Raw genomic sequence first — 22,042 nt, forward strand, 5'->3', positions numbered from 1 at the left:
GCTGATCTATGCCAACACCGTCGTACAGCGCGGGACGCCTTGGCGCGAAACCGGCGTCACGACTTAATGGTTGCTACAGGCAACAAAAAAGCCGGCGTTGCCGCCGGCTTTCGTGTCTGTTGGCTCGTTTGTCGCGCGATTAGTGCGCGGCTTCGAGAGCTGCTTCCTGCCGGGCGATCGTGCCCTTGACGGCCGACTGCACCTTCTCGAACGCGCGGACCTCGATCTGCCGCACGCGCTCGCGCGATACGCCGAACTCGGCGGCGAGGTCTTCCAGCGTCATCGGCTCATCCGCCAGACGACGCGCCTCGAAGATGCGGCGTTCGCGCGGGTTGAGCACGCCGATCGCACCGTTGAGGGCCTGGCGGCGATGATCGAACTCCTCGCTCTCGGCCATCAGGGCTTCGGCGTTGGGCGAGTTGTCGACCAGCCAGTCCTGCCATTCGCCGGCTTCGCCGTCGTCGCGGATCGGGGCGTTGAGCGACGCGTCACCGCCGAGGCGGCGGTTCATGTCGACCACGTCCTGATCGGTCACGCCGAGGCGCTTGGCAATCAGCTTCACCTGGTCGGGGTGGAGATCACCCTCTTCCAGCGCGGAGATCTTGCTCTTCGCCTTGCGCAGGTTGAAGAACAGCTTCTTCTGGTTCGCGGTGGTGCCCATCTTCACGAGCGACCAGGAACGCAGGATGTACTCTTGTATTGACGCCTTGATCCACCACATGGCGTAAGTGGCGAGACGGAAGCCCTTCTCGGGCTCGAATCGCTTCACCGCCTGCATCAGGCCGACATTGCCTTCCGAGACGACCTCGGAGATCGGCAAGCCGTAGCCGCGATAGCCCATGGCGATCTTGGCCACGAGCCTGAGATGGCTGGTAACGAGCTTATGCGCCGCGTCGCGATCGTCATGCTCGCGCCAACGCTTGGCGAGCATGTACTCCTGCTGGGGCTCCAGCATGGGGAACTTGCGGATCTCGGCGAGGTAACGGGAAAGACCGGATTCTCCGTTGAGGACCGGTAACGTAGCTGTACGGGCCATTCGAGCGCCCTCCAGTGGTTCAGACCCCCGATAGCGGCGGGCCCGGCAGGTGGCCGCTGGGTTAAAGCCGGCCATGCTGCGATGTTCCGCGCTGGATATTCAGCGCAGGTGCAACATACACTAAACGGTCCGTGATAGGGAAGGATTGCTGACGTCACGTCCCCGTGTGGCAGGTATAACCTGTTGTCATGACGGGCCTTTTCCGGGAGGGGTGCGTCATACCGCCGCTGCCAGCGCCCGTTCCAGGAGAAGCAAATCCTCCGGCAGGGGCGACTCCCAGCGTAAAAGTTCCCCGGTGCGGGGGTGCTCCAAAGCCAGCAGATAGGCGTGCAGCGCCTGCCGGTCGAGCGCGGTAAGTGCGTGCTTACCTTCCGCGCCAAGCTGTCCGGCCTTGGTCTTGAAGTGGGCGCCGTAAACGCTGTCACCCATCAGGGGATGGCCGAGATGGGCGAGGTGCACCCGGATCTGATGGGTGCGGCCGGTCTCGAGCTGGCAGGCCAGCAGCGAGGCGACCGGCTTGCCGTCGCGGCCGGCAAAGCTCGAGAGCACCTCGAAATGGGTGATCGCCTCGCGGCCGCCCTGGCGCACGGCCATCTTCTCGCGGGCATGCGGGTGGCGGTCGATCGGTGCGTCGATCGTGCCGTGCGGCCGGTTCGGCACGCCCCAGGCGAACGCCATGTAGCCGCGCTCCATCGGGCCGGTGCGGCCATGGTCGGCGAACTGCGCGGTCAGCGACTGGTGGGCGTGGTCGTTCTTGGCAACCACCATCAGCCCGGTGGTGTCCTTGTCGAGCCGGTGCACGATGCCCGGCCGCTTGACCCCGCCGATGCCGGACAGGCTGGTGCCGCAATGGGCGATCAGCGCGTTGACCAGCGTTCCCGTGGCGTGGCCGGCGGCCGGATGCACGACCAGGCCCCTGGGCTTGTCGATGACGATGATATCGTCGTCCTCGAACACGATATCGAGCGCGATGTCCTCGCCTTGAGGCTCGGCGGGGGCGGCCTCCGGCACGTCGATTATGATCGTATCGCCGCTAGCGACATGATAAGCGGGGTCGCGGACGACGGCGTCCTTGACGGTCACGGAACCGGCGAGGATCAGCGCCTTCAGCCGGGACCGCGACAGCTCCGGAGTGCGCTGTGCGAGCACGCGGTCAAGCCGGGCCGAGCCCTCGTCGCCAGCGACGATGACCTCCAGCTTCCGACCGCCATTCGATGAGACCTGCTGCGAAGTAACTTGCAAAGACATAGAGCCTTGTGATGACCGACACCGCTGTGACCGAACCGACCCCCGACCAGGCCGCGCTGATCGCGCGGGTGCGGCGCATGATGCTGATCGCGGGCCTGACCTCGGCACTGGCCGTGGCCGTCGTGTTGATCGCCATCGGCTACCGCCTTTATCGCAGCGAGGGAAGCCCCGTTTCGATGTCCGACGTCACTGCTGCGCTGCCGAAAGGCGCCCGCATCGTCGCAACCGGCGTCGCCGGCGAGCGGCTGGTGCTCACGCTCGATATAGGCGGTGCAACAGAGATCCGCACATTTGATGCAAAGACGCTGAAACCTGTCGGCAGGCTGAGCTTCGTCAACGAGCCCTGACCTTCGCAATCGCGAAGCGGCGCGCAGTCGATCAACCAAAAGCTGCAGCGTATTTTTTGCGCATGCGTTCGCGCATCGAGAAGGTGTGCCGCCATCTTTTCGGCCGAGTTGCACGTTCAGCTTGCGCCATGTCGCAATCCAACCCCAACGCTTCCATCGAACAACGCGGTGAATCCGATGCGGTGGGGTCGTGCACCGATCCGACGCGCCGCGCGCTGTTGACCGCGCTCGCGGGCTGCGCCTGTCTCGCCGCGATCGAGCCTGCAGCCGCCGACGATGAAGATCAGCCCGGCGCCAGTGAGCGACCGCAAAAAGCCGATGTGCTTGTGCGCGCCGAAGGCGACAAGGCCGGCCAGGTCATCAAGTCGGATGATCTGACGTTGGGCGGGCCGCCCGTTCGCGCTTGGCCGCAGGACCCGAAGACCTCGGTCGTCCGCAAAGGTTCGCGGCTGAACGAAGTCGTGCTCGTCAAGCTCGATCCGAACGAGCTGGACGATGCCACGCGTGCGCGCGCGCCTGACGGCATCGTCTGCTACTCCGTGATCTGCTCGCACGCCGGATGTCCGATCACCGCCTGGGTGAAGGAAGAGCAGGGCGACAAGAACGTTCTGAAATGTCTCTGTCACAACTCCGAATACGATCCGCGGCAGAATGCGCAGGTCGTGTTCGGGCCGGCGCCACGTCGCCTCGCGGCATTGCCGCTGACGGTGGCCGACGGCGCGATCACGGTCGCAGCGCCATTCGTTGGGAAGGTGGGTGCTCAGCAGGGAGGATGAGGCCACACCGGGAGTTCTGCATGATCTAAATAAAACTGAAAAAATAGAACAGAGCAGGGAGGTAGCATCTCATGACAAGCAAGCAGTGGTTACTGTCGAGTTGTGTCGCATTCACGTGCCTCATTTCGACCTACGCCGTCGCGGGGCCGATCGAAAACTACAGTCCGGTGACGTCTCAGCGTCTCGAAAATCCCGAACCCGGCAACTGGATGCTCTATCGCCGGACCTATGACGGACAGGGTTTCAGTCCGCTCAACCAGATCAACACATCCAACGTCAAAGACTTGAAGCCGGCCTGGACATTCTCGACCGGCGTGATCGAGGGCCACGAGGCGCCGCCGATCGTCAACAACGGCGTGATGTTCGTCGCGACCCCGATGGGGCAGGTGATCGCGCTCAATGCGAAGACCGGCGAGGAGTACTGGCGCTACAAGCGGCAGCTTCCCGACGATCTGTTCCAGCTGCATCCGACGAGCCGCGGCGTCGGCCTGTGGGAGGACAAGCTCTATCTCGCGACGACCGACGACCACGTGGTCGCGCTCGACGCCAAGACCGGCAAGGTGGTCTGGGACACCAAGGTCCAGGACTACAAGAAGGGTCAGTACATGACGCTGATGCCGCTCACCGTCGACGGCAAGGTGATCGTCGGCGGCTCCGGCGGTGAGTTCGGCGTGCGCGGCTACGTTGCCGCGTATGACGCGAGCAGCGGCAAGGAGCTGTGGCGCACCTTCACCATCCCCGGCGAAGGCGAGCCCGGTCACGAGACCTGGAGCGGCGACGACTGGAAGTCGGGCGGCGGATCGGCCTGGATGACCGGCACCTACGACAAGGACACCAAGACGGTCTATTGGGGCGTCGGCAACGCCGCGCCATGGCCCGGCTCGATGCATGCCGGCGACAACCTCTACACCAGCTCGGTGCTCGCGCTCGATCCCGACACCGGCAAGATCAAGACCCATTTCCAGTATCACCAGAACGATTCCTGGGACTGGGACGAGGTCGACGCGCCGATGCTGATCGACATGCAGCGCGACGGACGGTCGTTCAAGAGCCTGGTTCATCCGGGACGCGACGCGATCTTCTGGGTGCTGGAGCGCAAGCCGGACAAGATCAACTATGTCGCCGGCTGGCCGTTCGTGAAGACCAATGTCTGGAAGGGCATCGAGGCCGAGACCGGCCGGCCGATCGTCGATCCCGAGCACAAGCCGGTGCTCGGCAAGCGGGTCGAGTTCTGCCCATCACTGTGGGGCGGCAAGGACTGGCCGTCGGCGGCCTATAGCCCGAACACCAAGCTCGTCTACGTTCCCGCCAACGAAAACTTCTGCGGCGGTTTCACCGGCGAGAAGCAACCACTGGTTCCCGGCCAGCTCTGGCTCGGCACCAAGCCGGAAGACATCGGACTGATCCCCGCGCCGAATGCCGATCATTTCGGCGAGTTGCAGGCGTGGGATCCGGTCACCGGCAAGAAGGTCTGGCAGCACGGCTACAAGACGTCGCAGCTGTTCGGCGCGGTGACGGCAACCGCAGGCGATCTCGTTCTCGCCGGCGGCACCAACGACCGCGCCTTCCGCATCTTCAACGCCAAGACCGGCGAGCTGTTGTGGGAGCAGAAGACCAACTCCGGCATCATGGCGATGCCGATGTCCTATGAGGTCGATGGAACGCAGTACATCGCGGTCCAGTCGGGCTGGGGCGTCGACGCCCAGCGCATCCAGGACGCGCTGGCCGGCAAGGTCAACGGCTTCGAGAACAACGTCCCGCAAGGCGGCGTGATCTGGGTGTTCGCGCTCGACAAGAAGTAGCAAGAGACGCGCGACCTTCCGACAGGGGGCGATGCGATCGGGAAGCGGCGGTTGGGGAGACCGGCCGCTTCCCGGTCCGCGCACGGTTCTATCCACGTCATTGCGAGCGAAGCGAAGCAATCCATCTGTCCGCATATGCGGAGCGATGGATTGCTTCGTCGCTGTCGCTCCTCGCAATGACGAAGGAACCCATTCTGCGATCGACGATCCAAAATCATCCTGCCTTCAAAGCAAGACGCCCGCGAACAAAGCGTCGCGGGCGTCCGATCTTTTCGTCTAGCGGTACGACTGCCTCACGTCTCCAGCTGCTTGCCGATCGGCAATGCACGGATCCGCTTTCCGGTGGCGGCAAAGATCGCGTTGATCAGCGCCGGTGCGAACGGCGGCACGCCGGGCTCGCCGACGCCGCTCGGCGGGGTGTCCGCGCCGGGCGGCACGATGTAGACGTTGGTGATGCCAGGCGACTCGTCCATCCGGATCACCGGGAAGTCATCGAAATTGCTCTGCTGGACCTTGCCGTCCTTGAAGCTGATCTCGCCGTATTTGGCGAGGCTCAGCCCCATGATCGCAGCGCCTTCGATCTGCGAGTTGATCCGCTCCGGATTGACGTAAGTGCCGCAATCGATCGCGGTATCGACCCGCGGCACCGTGAACTTGCCCTTGTCGTCGACCGCCACCTCGACGATGGTCGCGATGTAGCTGACGAAGGAGCGGTGCACGGCGATGCCGAGACCGTGGCCTTTCGGCACGGTGCGGCCCCACTCGCCCTTTTCGGCAACCAGCTCGACCACCTTGCGCAGCCGCGCGGTGTCGATCGGGTAGCTCTCATAGGGCTCGCCGTAGTTCCAGGGATCCTTCACCGAGGACAGGTTGACGATCCGGGGCGATCCGATCAGCTCCAGCAGCATGTCCTTCTGGTCGCGGTTCGTCGCGTGCGCGATTTCCCCGACCATGGACTGCACCGCGAAGGCGCGCGGGATGTTGGAGACCGAGCGGAACCAGCCGATCCGCGTCATCGCGGCCGCTTCCGGATTCTCGCACTGCAGATTGGCGATCTCGAACGGGTTGTCGATCAGGCCCATGCCGAGCTCGAACGGCGCTTCGTGATTGGCGCCGGCGGCGAAGGTCGAGGCGATGGTCGGCGCCACGCTGCGGTGCCGCCACGCGATCACCTTGCCGCCCTTGTCGAGGCCGGCCTCGATCCGTTCGACGGAGACCGTGTGCAGGAAGTCGTGATGGACGTCGTCCTCACGGGTCCACTGCACCTTGACCGGTGCGCCGAGTTCCTTCGACAGCAAAGCCGCCTCGAGCGCGAAGTCGCATTTCGACTTGCGGCCGAAGCCGCCGCCGAGCAGCGTCACGTTGATGGTGACATTGTCCTCGGGGATCCCGAGCGTCTTGGCGACATCCTCGCGGGTGCCGCCGGGGCTCTGCACCGGCGCCCAGATCTCGGCCTTGTCGCCCTTGACGTCGGCAACCGCGACCGGCGGCTCCATGCTGACATGGGCGAGATGCGGCAGGTAGTATTCGCCGGTGATGACCTTGTCGGCGCTCTTCAACGCCGCATCGACATCGCCTTCCTTGCGCACCACGAGGCCGGGTTTGCGCGCAGCCTCTTCGAGCGACGCACGATAGGCGACGGAGTCGTACTTGGCATTGGCGCCGTCATCCCAGACGATCTTCAGCTGATCGCGGCCCTTGATCGCAGCGCCGGTGTTGCGGGCGATCACGGCGACGCCGCCGAGCGGCTGGAACTTGGATGGCCACGGCCAACCCTTGACCTCCATGACCTTCTCGACGCCCGGCACCTTCATCGCCGCGCTGTCGTCGAACGACCTCACCTTGCCGCCGGTGACCGGCGGCCGGGCGATGACGGCGTATTTCAGGCCGGGCAGGCGGGTATCGGCGCCGTAATGCGCCTTGCCGGTGGTGATGTCGTGCAAATCGACGATCGAGACCTGGCCCTTGCCGAGATAGCGGAAGTCCTTCGGATCCTTCAGCTTGAGGCCCTTGATATCGGGCACCTGTTCCTTGGCGGCATCGGCCGCGAGATCGCCGAAGCCGATCTTGCGTCCGCTCGCGGAATGCACGACTTCGTGGTTCTGCGCCTTCACCTCGCTGACCGGCACGCCCCATTTCTTGGCGGCGGCGGCTTCCAGCATCGTGCGCGCGGCGGCGCCGATCTGGCGCATCGGAATCAGATAGTGCCGCGTGCTGCGCGAGCCGTCGGTGTCCTGGTTGCCGAACTTGACCTCATCGCCATGCGCCTGCTGGACATGGACGCGCGACCAGTCGGCCTCCATCTCCTCGGCGACGATCAAGGGCAGGCTGGTGCGGACGCCGGTGCCCATCTCGGAGCGGTGCGCCAGGATGGTGACGACGCCGTCGGGCGCGATCGCGACGAACACGCGCGGGTCGACCACGACGCCGTGCGGCATCTTGCCGGCACCGGTCTCATAGGCGAACGCCTGGCGCGTCATCACGGGCGCGGCGAGCACGAAGGAGCCGGCGATGCCGAGCCCCTTCAGGATGCTGCGGCGGGAAAGATTCTCGATCCTGGCGTGCTTCTCGAAGCCACGAAGCTTGTTCGGATTGGTGCGGATATTCATGTCACACCCCCGTCGATGCGAGATGCACGGCATTCTCGATCCGCTGGTAGCAGCCGCAGCGGCAGATATTACCCGACATGGCTTCGCGGATCTGGTCGTGATTGGGCTTCGGGTTCTGGTCCAAAAGCGCCGCGGCCTGCATGATCTGGCCGGCCTGGCAATAGCCGCACTGCGGAACATTGACCTGGCGCCACGCCTTCTGCACCGGATGGTCGCCGGTCGGGTGCAACCCCTCGATGGTGGTGACCTCGCGGCCGGCCGCGTCGGACACCGAGGTGATGCAGGCGCGCACCGCCTCCTTGTCGATGATCACGGTGCAGGCGCCGCACAGCGCCTGGCCGCAGCCGAACTTGGTGCCGGTGAGGCCGGCTTCGTCACGCAGATACCAGAGCAGCGAAAGATCCGGATCGCCGTCCCAATTCTGTTCCTGGCCGTTGATTTTTAGTTTGATCATGGTCTGTCCTCGCTCTGCCTAAGCTATTGACCGGTTGCGGCGCGAGGTGCGGAACGTCTTCCATCGCCTGCGGCCGCGCTGATGTTTGTTTTGCCAAGATGTTTGTGAAGATGTTGGTGAGCCAAATTGTCGTGCGCCAAGGGATTGCGCTTTGTTCCAAGCACTCCTCTTGCTTCTCGAGCGCCTTGCCCGGCGCAGCATGGTGAAGGGCTGCGATGTTAGCAGAGCAAGGCGGCGAGTGACTTCACAGGCAGGTGTTCTAGAGAGAGCAGTTTTGCATTTGCGGTTTGTCAAAAGCAGGGCCGTGTGCGACGCAGACATGACATCCGGAGGTGGCCGTCATGCAATCGGCGCGGCCGCATCGCTGTATCCGCGCGGATGCGACGCGCTGAGGCCCCGGGCTTGGCCCGTTTGGGACCCCATCCATGCCGAAACCGCCGGCCCGGTCTGTAAAGCATGGATGACAAAATCCCCGCCGCAATGCACAAGGCACCTTGCGGCGGGGGGATTTCAAGGCTATTGCCTTGCCTCTCAACGCTCCCTTCGTCTAGCGGTTAGGACGCGGCCCTCTCAAGGCTGAAACAGGGGTTCGATTCCCCTAGGGAGCGCCAGCCAGGCCCTCCACGCGTTGATCTCTTTCAGCTTTTTGGCGATTTGCCCAAACCTGCAGAATGGGTTTGGGGCATTTTGTTCGCCTTGTGGTCCTCGAGCTTCGCGATCGCGCGGCGTCCACCGCGCCGCCGATCCGCCTCGCGCGTATGGCGTTCAGCTTCAGCAGAGTGAGATGGCCCATCGCTGCCATGATCTCGTGCGCAGTCGCGCCAGCATCGGCGAGGAGGCGTCCGAACGTCTTGCGTAGGCCGTGCGGTCGGCAGTCGAGCGGCGGGCCGGCCTCATCCATCGCGTCGCGCGTCCAACCGCTGAAGCCGTAGACGGGCTTGCCGTATTCCGTCGTGAGAATGCAAACGTGTTTTCGTGGCAGTGCGTCTAGCGCCTTCTTAAGCGACATCGCCTTCTCAACGACGACGGGGGACGCCAGTCTTCCGCCGGGTGTATTCAAAGTCATCGGCGTCGGGAAGGCGGACGCGCCATGGAAGCCCGCGTCATAAGCCTTGTCGACGCGGAAATCGCATTTCGAATGATGGAAGGAAAAACTGATGATGTGGCTGGGTCCGGCAATTCATTGCCCAGCGACTGTCGGAGGCTTATAAACCAGAACGTGCGGAAGCCGCATCTTAAACCTAGAACGCAGCAATCGCGAAAAACATAAGTAAGACTTGTGCAAACGCCATCGAAAATTGATTTCTTTGTTTGCATAGCTTTGCAGGGGCCAATTCTCCCTGGGGACTATAGCGTCGGCGATGCCAATATTAATGTGTCTTATCCCGAGCGAGTTGATTTTGGCTTTCAAGCGCCAATCGAGTTGCCGAAGGGTTGCAGCACGCTGTTTAAGGTTTCATGGACAGATACTGATGGGCGAACGGAAGCCCACCTGAAAAGCAAATCCTTTCATCGCAACTTGCCAATCTATCAAGCGCTCGACCTAATTAGTCGGCTTTTTACTGCGTTCATGCTTGAAGGTAGCGGCGAGTTTGGGGCGGATGGCTAAAACGTTTTGGAGATCAATGGAGGATGTTTGCCCCAAATCTGGCGCTAAGCAGTTGATTTGGTGAAGTTCCCGCAGTTCCCTAGGGAGCGCCAAAGCTGCCGGATGTCGTCGTTTCCTACACTGCCACACGATGCCCCCCTTTCGGAAGGTTGCCGGTTCATCGGCATCGGCCAAGGGCCGCGAAGCTGATTAGTCAGATGGCAACCCAAGACCGTTTGGCAGCATAACCAAAATAAGGTTCTGTCCTTCCGGTGGATGGCGCGAGATATGTCCCTTCCCGTGGGTATCCTCGACGAGGACTGCATGTCCTGCAGTAACGCGTCTCACCTTTCCATCGCTCGTCTCGAATTCCACGTGGCCGTCCGGCCATACGGCGAGCAGTCTATCCGGTGGCATGTGAAAACCGGCTTCGCGCATCCCAGCTGGGATGTGAACAAAACGGACGCGTGACGCCAGGTAGTATGCCGAAAGCTCAAAAGGCGCTCGTTGGGGAATAGCGGGGTCATCGTCGTCGCGACGTCCACCTCCCCAAAATGGGATTCTCCATCTGGAGCGGCAAATATATGCAGGCACCTCATCCCGACCTCGATCGCTTGATCTAGCCTGGCATATGGAGGCCTTGATGCTTGCAATGCGATGTTCGGGATGAGTCAAGACGCAGACTTGCGGTCGATGTCCGCGGCTGTTCGCCACGATCAACAAGTTCGTACACCGTGTGGCTCCAATGAATCCGGCACCTCCGGCAAGAAGGATCGCGATTGCTCATCCGCCTTGGCTGACCTGATTTGAAACCTCGGGAACAAAGTTCCCGTCAGGCGTGTTACCGAAGTCCAGCCAAAGTACAACACTTGAGGTGCGCTGGGGGTCGTTCCCGATTAAGCGGTTGAGCGAGATGATAGCTTCAAGTGACGGGTGCTTCCGCAGCGCAAATTCCCACCGCGTTCCGGGCGGTCCCAGTGCGTGGTCATGCAACCGGTTAAGGACATTGCATGGCGCTTGAACGGGTGGATCGCGACAGCTCCGGGCTTGTGAGGCCGCAACTCGGCCTCGCATTTGCTGCTCGCCATGCCGAGACGTTGCTCGTGCTCCTTGTGCTCGGCGTGGCCCTAATCATCGGGCTTGCGACCGCCGCGGACTACGGGCTGTCGACCGACGAATTCAACACCGACGAGTACGGCCCCAAGGCGCTTGCCTGGTACACGAGCGCTTTTGCGGACCGGTCTCAGTTCGAGACGGTCGAAGAGTATCTGTGGATGTATGGACCGTGGTTTCAGATGCTCGTCGCGGCGGTGCAGTCGCTTGCGCTCGCGAGCCCGATCACGGTCCGGCACACCATGACCTTTCTGGTCGGTCTCGCTGGGCTCGCCGCTGTCGTGCCGATCGCACGGCTCACGGTCGGGTCCTGGGCTGGGTTGACGGCGCTCACCCTGTGCCTGCTGACCGGCTACCTCTACGGCAACCTGTTCTTCGCCCCGATCGACGTGCCGTTCCTGTTCGCCATGAGCTGGTCGACCCTCGCGATCGTCCTGATGGTGCGGCAGGGGGCGCCCAGCTGGCGTCTGACCCTTATGACAGGCCTTGCCACCGGTCTCGCCATCGCAACGCGCACCGGCGGGGTGATCACGCACGCCTACCTCGTCGGCGGCATGAGCCTGTGCGCGCTCGAGGTGCTGCTGCGCCATGGCCGCACGGGCTATGGCCAATTGCTTCAGATCGCCTTGCATACGTTGCTCGTCATCCTCATCGCCTGCTTGACAGCGGTTGCGCTCTGGCCGTGGTTGCAGATTGGAAATCCGCTCACGCAATTCCTCGAGGCATATCGGCACTTTGGTACGCTCGACACGTCGTTCGAATTCCAGAACTGGGGCCGGCTCACGTTCACCGATAACGTGCCCGCCTGGTACATCCCGGGACAGCTCGTGGCGCGTCTGCCGGAGGGCTTTCTGGCGTTGCTGTTGCTTGGCATGGCGGTCTGGATCGGTGCTGCAGGGTCGTGGATCCGCGCCACCTTCAGCGCCCTGCGTCGGTCCGGCGTCGCGGGACTGCGACCGGTCGCTTCCGAGCTCGCAGGAGCGCGCGCGGTGCTGGTCGTTAGTGTCGCGGCGTTCGGGCCTACCGCGGTGCTCATCCTGCAAGGTTCGACGCTCTATGACGGTGTCCGCCACGTATTGTTCGTGATCCCTATGCTCGCCATCGTCGCCGCGCGCGGGCTCGCGAGCCTGTTGCCGTTCTTGCGGCGCCTCCCGATCGTGCCCGTGGCCCTCGGGGGCGCGCACACGGCCACCATCCTGGCGACGCTCATCATCCTGCATCCGCTTGAATATATCGCGATGAACGGTCTGGCAGGCGGCGTCCCCGGCGCTTACGGCCGCTTCGACCTCGACTATTGGAGCATGGCGGCTCCCGAGGCGCTGCGCCGCCTCGAGGCGCGAATTGACGCCGAAGGCCGGTTCGCGGGCGATTCACCGCGCGTGCTGCTCTGCCTGGCCTGGCGCGAGAATCTGGCCGGCGTGATGTTCCGTCGCAACTGGATTGCCGAAACACATCTGGACAAGGCCGACTACCTGATCGCCACCGAGCGCTGGCCTTGTGCCGATGGCACGACGGCCGTACTGGTTGACGAGGTCAAACGATTTGGCCGCCCCTTCGCCTGGATCTACGCCAATTCGTCGCGGGCTCGGTGAGTGACGCCTGCCTGCACAAACTTGCCCCGCGCGACTTGGCAATGGCATCTACTTCTTCGCCTGCAATTCGATCGGGGGCGCCTCGGCCTTTCGGGCTAACGTGACCGGGCGACGTTTTCGCGGGCGGCCTGCCTCACGCCGGCTCTCCTTGGCGCGATCGATCGCCACGGCGCGCGTCAGCCGCGTGATCATGTCGAGCTGGAGCCGCAGCTTGAGATGCAAGTGGAGCATGATGAGCAGGCTGATCACGACCCAGGTGTAGACGATGAGGTCTGTCCCGCGGCCGATTCCCGCGAAGCCGGCAAGCGCCGTGGCATGCTCCGGCACCCAGACGAAGTAGAGGCCGGCGAGCGCGGCGCCGCTCGCGAACAGCCCGATGATCGGCACCGTTCGATGCGCTGACCATGCGTAGACCAGAACCAACGCGAGAAGGACGGTCAGAAAGAGCTGCGCGATCATCGGTAGAGTCTCCGCGCAAACAGATCGATCAGGATGGTCAGAGCATCGGTGATGCGTTGACCCTTGCCCAGCGAATAGGCGCTGTACTCGATGTTCACCGGCACCTCGACAAAGCGCAGGCGGCTCTGGGCGATCTGGTGCAGGATCTCGGACGCGTGTGCCATTCGGTTCTGTCGCAAGGAGATCGCGCGGGCGCCGCGCGCGGTCATCGCCCGTAGGCCATTGTGGGTATCGGTGACTGGCAGTCCGGTGCTCGCGCGCGTAAACCGGATCGCGGCGCCGAGCAAGATGCGGCGCAGCACCGGCAGATTTGCCGTCGCGCCGGCGAGAAATCGGCTGCCGAGCGCGAAATCGATCCCGGGCTGCTCGATGGCCGCGAGCAGCGCCGCGATGGCCGCGGGGGAATGCTGACCATCGGCGTCGAACGTGACGAGTGCATCCGCATGCTGCTCGAGGGCGAAGTCGATGCCGGTCTGTAGCGCGGCGCCCTGTCCGAGGTTGATCGGATGCTGGACCACGACCCCACCTGCGAGCAACGCGACGTCGCCGGTGCGGTCGGCGGAGCCGTCATCGACCACGATGACCGCGTATCCGGCGCGGCGAATGCCGGACACGACGCTGCCGACCACCGGTGCTTCATTGTACGCCGCGACAACAACCCAGGGATTGCGAATCCGGCCGGTCATGGGAAGCTCGTGTCCGGACGTGGGGGCGCCTTGCTCAAGACCACGCGCATCGCGTCGAACAGGTTCACCGGAATGGCGAACCGGTTGCCGGTCGGGCTGGCCGCGATCTTGCGGCCGAGCATGCGACCGATTTGGAAGGTGATCAGCGAGAACGGCACGAATTTCCAGGGGTGATCGGAACTCTCTATGCGAAGACCGATCGAATCGGCCAGAGACGCGATGCTGTCGCGGTTGAAGAACCAGAGGTGCTGCGGCGGCGTCATCAGGCGCCAGTGCGCGCCGGTCGATCGCGCTGCCAAGGAACCGAAGTCTCCGGTCGTCAGCACGATGATTCCGTCCGGCCGGAGATGGTCCGCAAGTAGCGCGAGGGCTTCCCTCGGCTCGGGCAGATGCTCGACGACATCGAGGAGGACGATGACATCCAGGGTGCCAAGCGACTTGAGAGTCGCTTCGCTCAGCGGACCGCGCACGACGTTCAAGCCGAGATCGCCAGCATGCGCTGCAGCCGCTTCTGCGGGCTCGATGCCGCTCACCTCAAATCCAGCGCGGCGCGCTTCATCGAGAAAGAAGCCGTAGGCGCAGCCGATCTCGAGCAAGAAGCCCTGTGCCTTGCGGCGCTGGATGAACTCGACCGTGCGGGCGAACTCGCGCCGTAGCACGGGTTCGGCGCCGCGATAGTCGGCGTAGCCGTCGGACTGACGGCCGGAAAAGTAGCCATCGTCATAATAGGCGAGGGGGTCGAAGCTCGATGTCTCGGTGCGTCCCAGTCCGCAGTCAGGACATTGCAGGATGTCGCAACCGTTCTTGACGTAAAGAAGCCGATGCACCGTCGCGCGATTGCACGCGGGGCATTCAAGCGTAACGGCAGGTCGGTCGTTGCGCATCAGCACATGCGTTCCGCCCAATGGCGTTCTTCGGTCGGAAAAACGCATCCGAAGCCGAACTGTTCCGCTCGGCGAACGGCCACGGGGAGCGGTGACGCCGGAGCCGCCGGGCGCCGGCGTCTCCGCAGTGCCAGCTGAGGCTGATGTTGAGCAGCTTGGCCGCGTTGGGGTCAAAGACGCTGGCGCGCTGCTCGTCCGTGAGCTCCGGCGCTTCGTGACGTGCTCGATCGGATCGAGGGTATGGCGCGCTCCCGGCTTCCTCGCGTTGCTCCATCTGCACTCAATAACGTGGGCGCAGTCTGGAATTAGAGAACAATTTCAATCGCATAAGAGTTCGCAGTTCTATTCTGAACGGCGTGCCAAAGCCGCGCCATTCCATAGCCTTGTCCGAAGCGGCTTCGTCGCGGGAGCGTGATTTCGCGCGGGCTGTTTTGCACTCCGTGGAATCCCGGTCCCAATCAGGCGGGCAGACGCCCCTCATTTCCGCTATGATTGCAGCCATGACGATCGGGATTACCGGACCCGAACGGAAGGCACCACGACAAAGTGGCGTGGTCAGGCTGATCCTTGCGACCATTGCCATTGTGGTCTGCTTGGTCCTGCTCGCACTCGCGAGCGATTTCCTGGTCGACTGGCTGTGGTTTTCGTCGGTCGGCTATTTGCAAATCTTCTGGACAACCATCGGCGCCAAGGTTGCCACCTTTGCTGCGGCCTGGACGGGAACGGCTCTCATCCTCGGGGTGAACGGGTGTATCGCGCTGCGTTTAGCCGGCAAGCGGTCGACACAGGTTGCCGCGGCGCCCGTCTGGCAGGTCGCGGGCAGCGCGCCGCCGGATCCGTTTGCGCTGTTGTTGGATCGACTGCCGTGGCCCGCGATCGTCGCAGGCGGAGCAGCCTTGCCCGCGCTGCTCGTCGCGGCGGCCGAAGTCGGCCATTGGGGCACCTTCCTGAAGTATCTCTATCAGGCGCCCTATGGCGCAGACGATCCGCTCTTCAACAAGGACCTCGGCTTCTACCTGTTCTCGCTGCCCGCCTATGTCCTGATCAAGAACTGGATCCTGCTCACCCTGGTCCTGAGCGCGGTGTTCGCCGCAGCGATCTATTGGGCTCGCGGCGATATCGAATACGACGTTCATCACCGGTCGATGTCGCCCATGGCGATCGCCCACGGTTCGGCATTGCTCGGCCTTCTCTTCGCGGTGAAGGCCTGGTCCTACGCTCTCGACCGCTATCTGCTGCTCTACGGCGACAACGGCGTTGTCGTCGGCGCAAGCTACACCGATGTGCATGTGGGGTTGCCGGCCCTGTGGCTCATGATCGCCCTCTCGATCACCGCGGCGCTCGTCGCGTGGGCAAACCTGCGGACGCGCGGCTACCGGCTTCCGGCGGCGGCGGTCATGCTCTTCGTCATCGGCGCCCCGGCATTGTCCGGCGTCGTCCCCGCCCTGTTCCGGCAATTCTTCGTCAAGCCGAGCGAGCTGGAGCTGGAGAAGCCCTACATCGAACGCAATATCGCGCTCACCCGGCAGGCGTACGATCTCGACAAGATCGTAGCCAAGCCCTTTGCCGCCGAACAGAAGCTTACCCTCAAGACGCTCGACGCCAACAAGGCGACAATCGATAATATCAGGCTGTGGGACTGGCTGCCCCTGTCGGATACCTACGCGCAGTTGCAGGAGATCCGCACCTACTACAGATTCCACGATCTCGACGTTGACCGCTACTGGCTCGACGATTCCTACCAGAGTGTAATGCTCTCGGCGCGCGAGCTGCGCTCCTCGCTCCTGCCGCCAAATGCGCAGACATGGGTCAACCGCCACGTGCTGTTCACCCACGGCAATGGCGCGGTGATGAGCCCGGTCACCCGCAAGAGCAGCGAGGGTCTGCCGCTGTTCTATTTGCGGGACATTCCGCCGGTTGCGGACGGAGGCCCCAGGATCGTCGAGCCGCGCATCTATTTCGGCGAGGAGAGCGACGACTACGTCATCGTCAAGGGAGGTGCGCCGGAGTTTGATTATCCGAAAGGCAAAGACAACGTGTATGCGGAGTATGAGGGCGCTGGCGGCATTCCGATCGGCTCGGTGGCATGGCGAACGCTGTTCGCGTACTACTTCAACGATCCGAACCTTTTGCTCTCGAACTACATCACGCCGGAGAGCCGGATCATGATCTGGCGCAATATTCGGGAGCGGGTACCCGCGATCGCGCCGTTCCTCATGCTCGATCATGATCCCTATCTGGTTATCAGCGGCGGGCGGATGTTCTGGATACAGGATGCGTATACGACGAGTTCCTATTTTCCGTCGGCGCCGCCTGTGCAGGATTTCGATCTCAACTACATCAGGAATTCGGTGAAGGTCATCATCGATGCCTATCACGGGACCGTCGATTTCTACTTGATGGATCCTACGGACCCGATTGCGGCGACCTACGCGCGCATCTTTCCGCACTTGTTCAAGCCGTTCGCGGCGATGCCTGCGGACTTGCAGAAGCACATTCGATATCCGGAGGACCTGTTCCTGATTCAGGCGCGGCTGTTCCAGACCTACCACATGGAGGCCGCCGAAGTGTTCTACAATCGCGAGGATCTCTGGCAATTCCCGCGCCAGCCGGGCAGCGGCGGCGGCACCTCGGTGATGAGCCCATATTACATCATCATGCGGCTGCCCGGCGAGGCGCGGGCCGAGTTCTTCCTCATGGTTCCCATGGTGCCGAGCCGCCGCGACAACATGATCGCGTGGCTGGCGGCGCGTTGCGATGCGCCCGACTACGGCAAGCTGATCGTGTACGAATTCCCGAAGGACAAGCTCGTCTACGGGCCGTTCCAGATCGAGGCGCGGATCAATCAGAACACGGAGATATCGCAGCAGCTGACCTTGTGGAATCAGATGGGCTCGCGGGTGATACGCGGGGCGAACCTGCTGGCTATACCGATCGAGAACTCGATCCTTTACGTATCGCCGCTCTATCTGCGCGCGGAGTACGGGCACTTGCCGGAGCTGAAACGGGTGATCGCGGCCTATGGCGAACATGTGGTGATGAAGGAGACGCTCGGCGAGGCCTTGTCGGCTCTGTTCGTCGAGCCTGGCGCGGCGCGGCCGGTGCCGGGTGCGAATGAGGACATGCCTGTCACAGGCCCGTCGACGAGCCAGGCGAGGGAGGCGCTCGATCGCTACAATCAAGCCGTCGAACGATTGCGGTCCGGCGACTGGAAGGGCTTTGGCACGCAGTTCGATGCAATGCGCGAGCTTTTGGAGGACATGAACCGACGTTCCTCCGGCCATTAGTGCTCCCGGCTCCTTAGGCCTGGTGCTGCCTCCGATTCGGAAAGGACGATCGCGGCACTGCCCGCCGCGGCGCCATCATCTGCCCGTTGCCCGCCTGGAAAGCGATCGAGACGCATATGATCGTCCGTTCCGGGAAAGCGGATATCGGAACCTGGCAAGCGCAGGAACGCGACATCGCGGCGGACTACGTCGCCCATATCGGCGGATCGGCAAAGGCCATCTCGAAGATCTGGCTGCTGGCCGTGGCGCCGTTTCAACGCCGCCACGGCGCCTGTCGCTATGCCGATATCAAGGTCACCACCCGCGACAACGCCGTGCACAGGGTTTAGCGCGAGGAGGGAGCCTCACGCCGCGGCCAGCACCGGCTGCGCCGGCCGCCGTGTGATCAAAAGCGACAGCACGGCCGCGATGATGCCGGTCAGGCCCGCGATCATGAAGGCCTGCAGATAATCGCCCTGCGCCGAGCGCATGAAGCCGGCGAAGAACGCGGCGCAGGCGGCACCGAGCTGATGGCCCGCGACCACCCAGCCGAACACCAGCGGCGCGTTCTTGTCGCCGAACGCCTCGTTGGCGATGCGCACGGTCGGCGGCACGGTCGCGATCCAGTCGAGGCCATAGAACACCGCGAACACCGACAGGCTGACCAGCGAGAAATCCGAATAGGGCAGGTAGATCAGCGACAGGCCGCGCAGCCCGTAATAGAGGAACAACAGCTTGCGCGGATCGAACCGGTCGGTGAGCCAGCCCGACAGCGTGGTGCCGAACAGGTCGAAGAACCCCATCAGCGCGAGCAGGCCTGCGGCCTGCACCTCGACGATGCCATGGTCGCCGCAGAACGCGATCAGGTGGGTGCCGACCAGGCCGTTGGTGGTGAAGCCGCAGATGAAGAACGTGCCGAACAGGAACCAGAACGCCCGCGTCTGCGCGGCGCGCACCAAATTGCTGATCGCGGCGACGAACGGATTGCCCTGCGCCGGCGGCGCGGGATGATCGTCATGCTTGCCGCCGAACGAGCGCAGGCCGACGGAAGCGGGCCGCTCCGGCACCAGAAAATACACCAGCGGGATCAGCGCCGCGCAGCATGCGGCGACCGTCAGCACCACCGGCTTCCAGCCGCCCCATGCCACCAATGCCGCAAGGCCCGGCATGAAGATCAGCGTGCCGGTCGCGGTCGACGCAGTCAAAAGCCCCATGACGAGGCCGCGATTGGTGGTGAACCAGCGATTGACGATGGTGGCGCCGAGCACGTTGGCGACCGCGCCCGAGCCGATGCCGGACAATAGCCCCCAGGTCAGGAACAATTGCCACGGCGCGGTCATGAAATAGCTCGCGCCTGTCGATGCCGACATCAGCAGCAGCGCGCCCAGCACCGTGCGTCGGATGCCGAAGCGCTGCATCACGGCCGCGGCGAACGGGCCGGCGAGGCCGTAGAGGAAGATGCCGACCGCGGCCGATGACGAGATCACGCCGACATCCCAGCCGAACGCGCCTTGCAGCGGCAGCATCAGCACGCCCGGCGTCGCGCGCAGGCCGGCGGAGGCGAGCAGCGCCAGGAAGATCACGGCGACGACGACGAACGCGTAGTTCTGGCCGAACGGACGTCGGCGCACGGGAGCTTCTTGAACGGTGGTGCTGGACATGTTACTTACCGGTACGTGTTGCGATGCGGCGTGTATACGTACCGGTCAGTAACATTGTCAAGAGGATTGAGAGAAGGTCGGGAGAGCCGTCATGAAGAAAGCCGTCGAACCGTCCGCGGAGCGCCCGGCCAAAGCGTTTTCGAGCGAAGTGGCTACCGGTTCGCGTAAAGAAAACGCGTCAAAACAAGAATCTGGAGCCCCGTTCCGATCCCATCGGAACGAAAAAGGCCCCAGGGCCGCCGACCGCATCCGCGCCTCCGCGGCCGAGCTGTTCTATCGCGAGGGCATCCGCGCCGTCGGCGTCGATGAGGTGGTGGACCGCGCCGGCGTCACCAAGCCGAGCCTCTATCGCAGCTTCGCCTCCAAGGACGATCTCGCTGCCGCCTATATGCGCGACTACGACATCGCCTTCTGGGAGGACTTCGAGAAGCCCGACGGAAAATCCTATGCCGATCCGCGCGAGCACGTGCTCGCCTATGTCAGGGGGCTGTCGACGCGCGCGGTGCGCAAGGGCTATCGCGGCTGCGGGCTGAGCAACGCCACCGTGGAATATCCGGCGCGCGACAATCCCGCGCGGCAGGTCGCCGAAGCGCACAAGAAGGTGTTCCGCAAGCGCCTGCGCGAGCTCGCAAGCAGCATGGGCGCGCGTCACCCCGCCGTGCTCGGCGATGCGCTGTTGCTGCTGATCGAAGGCATCTACAGCACCGGCCAGCAGTCCGAAGACGGCCCGGCGCAGTCGGCGCTCGCGGTCGCGAAGCTGCTGATCGATGCGAGCGTGCCGAAGGGGTGAGGCGCGTGACGCGCGGCAGAGTGCGAGCGAGGCCGCTTGAAGCAGCAGCTTTATTTTGAGTGGCGTTTGAGCTGCTGCTGTTTGTACTCGGCTTGTATCGCCGGATCGTCGTTGCTTCCGCGAACGGCGTCCATCTCGCCCCTGCCTCCATCGAGCCCCTTGGCTGCCGCGATGTGTTCTTTGAGATCGCTTACCGCTGCGCGGACATAAGGTTCGAGATATTTGTCGAGGATGCCTTTGCCGGGGTCGTCGAGCTCTTTTGTGAGCGCTTGAAGGTAGGCGGTCTTGTCTGTGGCGGCCCAGTCGATGCTGAAGCCGGCGCGTTGAGCCAGTATCGAGTGAACGACCATGATCGTGCGGCCATTGCCATCCAGAAAGGGATGGCCGTGGGCCAGATAGCCCATGACCTCACCGGGCTTCTCGCGCATGGTCTTGGGATCGCTACCGAGCTTCAGAGCGTATTCGATTGCGTTTTGGATGGAGTTGGGATGTGCGAACAAGACGCCGCCGCGGCTGACGGCGATGTCCGGTGCCGTTTGAAGACGGTCCTGCCCAGCCCACGGATACATGGCTTCGAAGAGCGTCTTATGCGTGGTCAGTACGTCCGCGTAGGTCAGGGCCTTCTTTTTCTGAAGCGCCGCGAACGCATCGTCTATCCCGGTCGTGAAGGAGGCATGTTCGAGCCTCCTTGCAATTGCGGGATCTTTCTCTTGGGCAAGATTGCGTAGGTATCCGCGCGCTTCGAAGTCGCCGAACGGATCAAACGTCACGGCCTGGCTTCACGCAGATAGCGGGCCTGAAGAAGGATCATTTCCTGCCGCGTAATCCGTTCCGCGCGTACCAGGCCAATGAGTAACCGCTCGATCTCGTCCAGCTCGACCGTATCCCCGGCCAGGCGCGAGATATGATGGGCCAGGCGGTCGTTTGGACCCTCGGAATAAGACACGTCGAACGTCCGGGCGAGGGTCCGGATGTGCTCTGCGGTCGAGGAGGCGGTGACCTTATCCATATCAACAATATAGCACTTTCTGACTGAGATTTCATTAACGAAAAGGCTCCTGAAATCAGTGAGTTGGGAGGGCTTTCTGGGTTGTCGTTTCGGATTGCGATCACAGCAAAGCGTAGCCCGGATGAGCCAACGGGTCGCGCGAATGCGCGCCCGATGACAGGCTCCGCGATATCCGGGGAGTGGTCCGCCCCCGCATGTCGCAGCGCTCATGCGGGCTACTTGCTCGTCGACGTTCACCGTGTTCGGGGCGCGGCACGACCACCCATGAGGGCGACGAAGGGCACGATCCACGCCGCCGCCTGATTGCCAAGCAGCACCAGGGTCAGAACGGCTTGCGTGACCATCATTGTGTTCTCCGCAACGCGGCGGCCCAAGGCCGCCGCAGCCGCATCGGGACGCCGCCGGGCCGCGGCGGATCGTCGTCGTCGCCGTCGAGGCGGCGCAGCGCCGCGAGAATGTCGGCGAGCCGGATCGGATGATCCATGCCCGGAATCTCGCGCAGCGAGGGACAGGATTCGACCGCGAACATGTCGGACGCCCATGACGACAGGATGATCCGCTTTTCGGGCACGGAGAGCGCCTCGTCGTTCAGGACCTCGTCTGGCGACGCGTAGTGCGCGGCCGGGTGGAAGAGGGGATGGAGTTTGCCGGAGTTCGTGTTGGCGTCGGTCATTGCTTGCCTCCCTTTACGCTCCTTTCCGAAGGGGACGATTGTTGTCGCA

At 63.3% G+C, this 22,042-nt stretch carries 20 protein-coding genes and 1 tRNA gene; 9 read left to right on the forward strand and 12 right to left on the reverse strand.

Annotated elements, in window-relative coordinates; translation table 11 throughout:
- Positions 1–139: 139 nt before the first annotated feature.
- Together rpoH and QMZ05_RS09800 are read right to left on the reverse strand one after the other, a co-directional pair.
- Positions 140–1,036, reverse strand: coding sequence for an RNA polymerase sigma factor RpoH (rpoH, locus tag QMZ05_RS09795; RefSeq protein ID WP_021077401.1), 897 nt, complete (start codon positions 1,034–1,036; stop codon positions 140–142).
- 216 nt (positions 1,037–1,252) lie between these two features.
- Positions 1,253–2,284: an RluA family pseudouridine synthase gene (locus QMZ05_RS09800; RefSeq protein ID WP_353700576.1), complete on the reverse strand. Its 1,032-nt coding sequence runs from the start codon at positions 2,282–2,284 to the stop codon at positions 1,253–1,255.
- Between the two features lie 11 nt (positions 2,285–2,295).
- Here QMZ05_RS09800 and QMZ05_RS09805 point away from each other — a divergent pair, with 11 nt between their 5' ends.
- The 3 genes from QMZ05_RS09805 to QMZ05_RS09815 all read left to right on the forward strand — a co-directional run bounded on the left by QMZ05_RS09805 (position 2,296) and on the right by QMZ05_RS09815 (position 5,209).
- Positions 2,296–2,631 (forward strand): hypothetical protein, encoded by a 336-nt coding sequence (locus QMZ05_RS09805; protein ID WP_353700652.1) that lies wholly within the window; start codon positions 2,296–2,298, stop codon positions 2,629–2,631.
- Positions 2,632–2,759: 128 nt separating this feature from the next.
- A complete protein-coding gene (locus QMZ05_RS09810) occupies positions 2,760–3,407 on the forward strand; it encodes a Rieske (2Fe-2S) protein (RefSeq protein WP_353700577.1) in 648 nt (215 codons plus the stop codon).
- A 71-nt stretch (positions 3,408–3,478) separates the two neighbouring features.
- The gene (locus QMZ05_RS09815) at positions 3,479–5,209 is read left to right on the forward strand and encodes a methanol/ethanol family PQQ-dependent dehydrogenase (RefSeq protein WP_353700578.1); all 1,731 of its coding nucleotides are present in this window, start codon (positions 3,479–3,481) and stop codon (positions 5,207–5,209) included.
- A gap of 293 nt (positions 5,210–5,502) precedes the next feature.
- On the opposite strand, the gene QMZ05_RS09820 is transcribed toward QMZ05_RS09815, so the two are convergent.
- On the reverse strand, positions 5,503–7,818 hold the full coding sequence (locus QMZ05_RS09820; RefSeq protein WP_353700579.1) for a molybdopterin cofactor-binding domain-containing protein: 2,316 nt from the start codon (positions 7,816–7,818) through the stop codon (positions 5,503–5,505).
- 1 nt (position 7,819) lies between these two features.
- Complete coding sequence (locus QMZ05_RS09825; RefSeq protein WP_074130888.1) at positions 7,820–8,272, reverse strand: (2Fe-2S)-binding protein; 453 nt, start codon at positions 8,270–8,272, stop codon at positions 7,820–7,822.
- Positions 8,273–8,808: 536 nt separating this feature from the next.
- Here QMZ05_RS09825 and QMZ05_RS09830 point away from each other — a divergent pair.
- Positions 8,809–8,883 (forward strand) — tRNA-Glu (locus tag QMZ05_RS09830).
- On the opposite strand, the gene QMZ05_RS09835 is transcribed toward QMZ05_RS09830, so the two are convergent.
- The gene (locus tag QMZ05_RS09835) at positions 8,871–9,281 is read right to left on the reverse strand and encodes a hypothetical protein (protein WP_353700580.1); all 411 of its coding nucleotides are present in this window, start codon (positions 9,279–9,281) and stop codon (positions 8,871–8,873) included. The two genes, QMZ05_RS09830 and QMZ05_RS09835, sit on opposite strands and share 13 nt — an antisense overlap.
- Before the next feature lie 270 nt (positions 9,282–9,551).
- On the opposite strand from QMZ05_RS09835, the gene QMZ05_RS09840 reads away from it, so the two are divergent.
- Together QMZ05_RS09840 and QMZ05_RS09845 are read left to right on the forward strand one after the other, a co-directional pair.
- On the forward strand, positions 9,552–9,881 hold the full coding sequence (locus QMZ05_RS09840) for a hypothetical protein (RefSeq protein ID WP_353700581.1): 330 nt from the start codon (positions 9,552–9,554) through the stop codon (positions 9,879–9,881).
- A gap of 989 nt (positions 9,882–10,870) precedes the next feature.
- Positions 10,871–12,565 (forward strand): hypothetical protein, encoded by a 1,695-nt coding sequence (locus tag QMZ05_RS09845; RefSeq protein ID WP_353700582.1) that lies wholly within the window; start codon positions 10,871–10,873, stop codon positions 12,563–12,565.
- 48 nt (positions 12,566–12,613) lie between these two features.
- Here the strand turns inward: QMZ05_RS09845 and QMZ05_RS09850 are convergent, their stop codons facing one another.
- From QMZ05_RS09850 to QMZ05_RS09860, 3 genes are read right to left on the reverse strand one after another with little or no spacing between them, the layout of a single operon-like run.
- Positions 12,614–13,024 carry a DUF2304 domain-containing protein gene (locus QMZ05_RS09850; RefSeq protein WP_353700583.1) on the reverse strand — a complete coding sequence of 137 codons (411 nt, stop codon included), beginning with the start codon at positions 13,022–13,024 and terminating at the stop codon, positions 12,614–12,616.
- The gene (locus QMZ05_RS09855) at positions 13,021–13,710 is read right to left on the reverse strand and encodes a glycosyltransferase family 2 protein (RefSeq protein ID WP_353700584.1); all 690 of its coding nucleotides are present in this window, start codon (positions 13,708–13,710) and stop codon (positions 13,021–13,023) included. The genes QMZ05_RS09850 and QMZ05_RS09855 overlap by 4 nt, the downstream gene beginning before the upstream one ends.
- Complete coding sequence (locus QMZ05_RS09860) at positions 13,707–14,642, reverse strand: class I SAM-dependent methyltransferase (protein ID WP_353700585.1); 936 nt, start codon at positions 14,640–14,642, stop codon at positions 13,707–13,709. The genes QMZ05_RS09855 and QMZ05_RS09860 overlap by 4 nt, the downstream gene beginning before the upstream one ends.
- Before the next feature lie 452 nt (positions 14,643–15,094).
- Here QMZ05_RS09860 and QMZ05_RS09865 point away from each other — a divergent pair, with 452 nt between their 5' ends.
- Both QMZ05_RS09865 and QMZ05_RS09870 read left to right on the forward strand, forming a co-directional pair.
- On the forward strand, positions 15,095–17,881 hold the full coding sequence (locus QMZ05_RS09865) for a UPF0182 family protein (RefSeq protein ID WP_353700586.1): 2,787 nt from the start codon (positions 15,095–15,097) through the stop codon (positions 17,879–17,881).
- Between the two features lie 86 nt (positions 17,882–17,967).
- The gene (locus QMZ05_RS09870; RefSeq protein ID WP_353700587.1) at positions 17,968–18,210 is read left to right on the forward strand and encodes a DUF3047 domain-containing protein; all 243 of its coding nucleotides are present in this window, start codon (positions 17,968–17,970) and stop codon (positions 18,208–18,210) included.
- A 15-nt stretch (positions 18,211–18,225) separates the two neighbouring features.
- Here the strand turns inward: QMZ05_RS09870 and QMZ05_RS09875 are convergent, their stop codons facing one another.
- The gene (locus QMZ05_RS09875; protein ID WP_353700588.1) at positions 18,226–19,521 is read right to left on the reverse strand and encodes an MFS transporter; all 1,296 of its coding nucleotides are present in this window, start codon (positions 19,519–19,521) and stop codon (positions 18,226–18,228) included.
- 91 nt (positions 19,522–19,612) lie between these two features.
- On the opposite strand from QMZ05_RS09875, the gene QMZ05_RS09880 reads away from it, so the two are divergent.
- Entirely contained in the window at positions 19,613–20,311 is a 699-nt protein-coding gene (locus tag QMZ05_RS09880) for a TetR/AcrR family transcriptional regulator (RefSeq protein WP_353700589.1), read from the forward strand.
- A gap of 50 nt (positions 20,312–20,361) precedes the next feature.
- Here QMZ05_RS09880 and QMZ05_RS09885 read toward each other — a convergent pair whose 3' ends face one another.
- The 3 genes from QMZ05_RS09885 to QMZ05_RS09895 form a co-directional block, all read right to left on the reverse strand.
- Positions 20,362–21,081: a Fic family protein gene (locus QMZ05_RS09885; RefSeq protein ID WP_353700590.1), complete on the reverse strand. Its 720-nt coding sequence runs from the start codon at positions 21,079–21,081 to the stop codon at positions 20,362–20,364.
- On the reverse strand, positions 21,078–21,320 hold the full coding sequence (locus tag QMZ05_RS09890) for a hypothetical protein (RefSeq protein ID WP_353700591.1): 243 nt from the start codon (positions 21,318–21,320) through the stop codon (positions 21,078–21,080). Before QMZ05_RS09890 ends, QMZ05_RS09885 begins: the two co-directional genes overlap by 4 nt.
- 343 nt (positions 21,321–21,663) lie before the next feature.
- A complete protein-coding gene (locus QMZ05_RS09895; RefSeq protein WP_353700592.1) occupies positions 21,664–21,993 on the reverse strand; it encodes a hypothetical protein in 330 nt (109 codons plus the stop codon).
- Positions 21,994–22,042 lie beyond the last annotated feature (49 nt).

The sequence above is a fragment of the Bradyrhizobium sp. INPA03-11B genome, from assembly GCF_040446015.1.
GTDB classification, from domain to species: Bacteria; Pseudomonadota; Alphaproteobacteria; order Rhizobiales; family Xanthobacteraceae; genus Bradyrhizobium; species Bradyrhizobium macuxiense_A.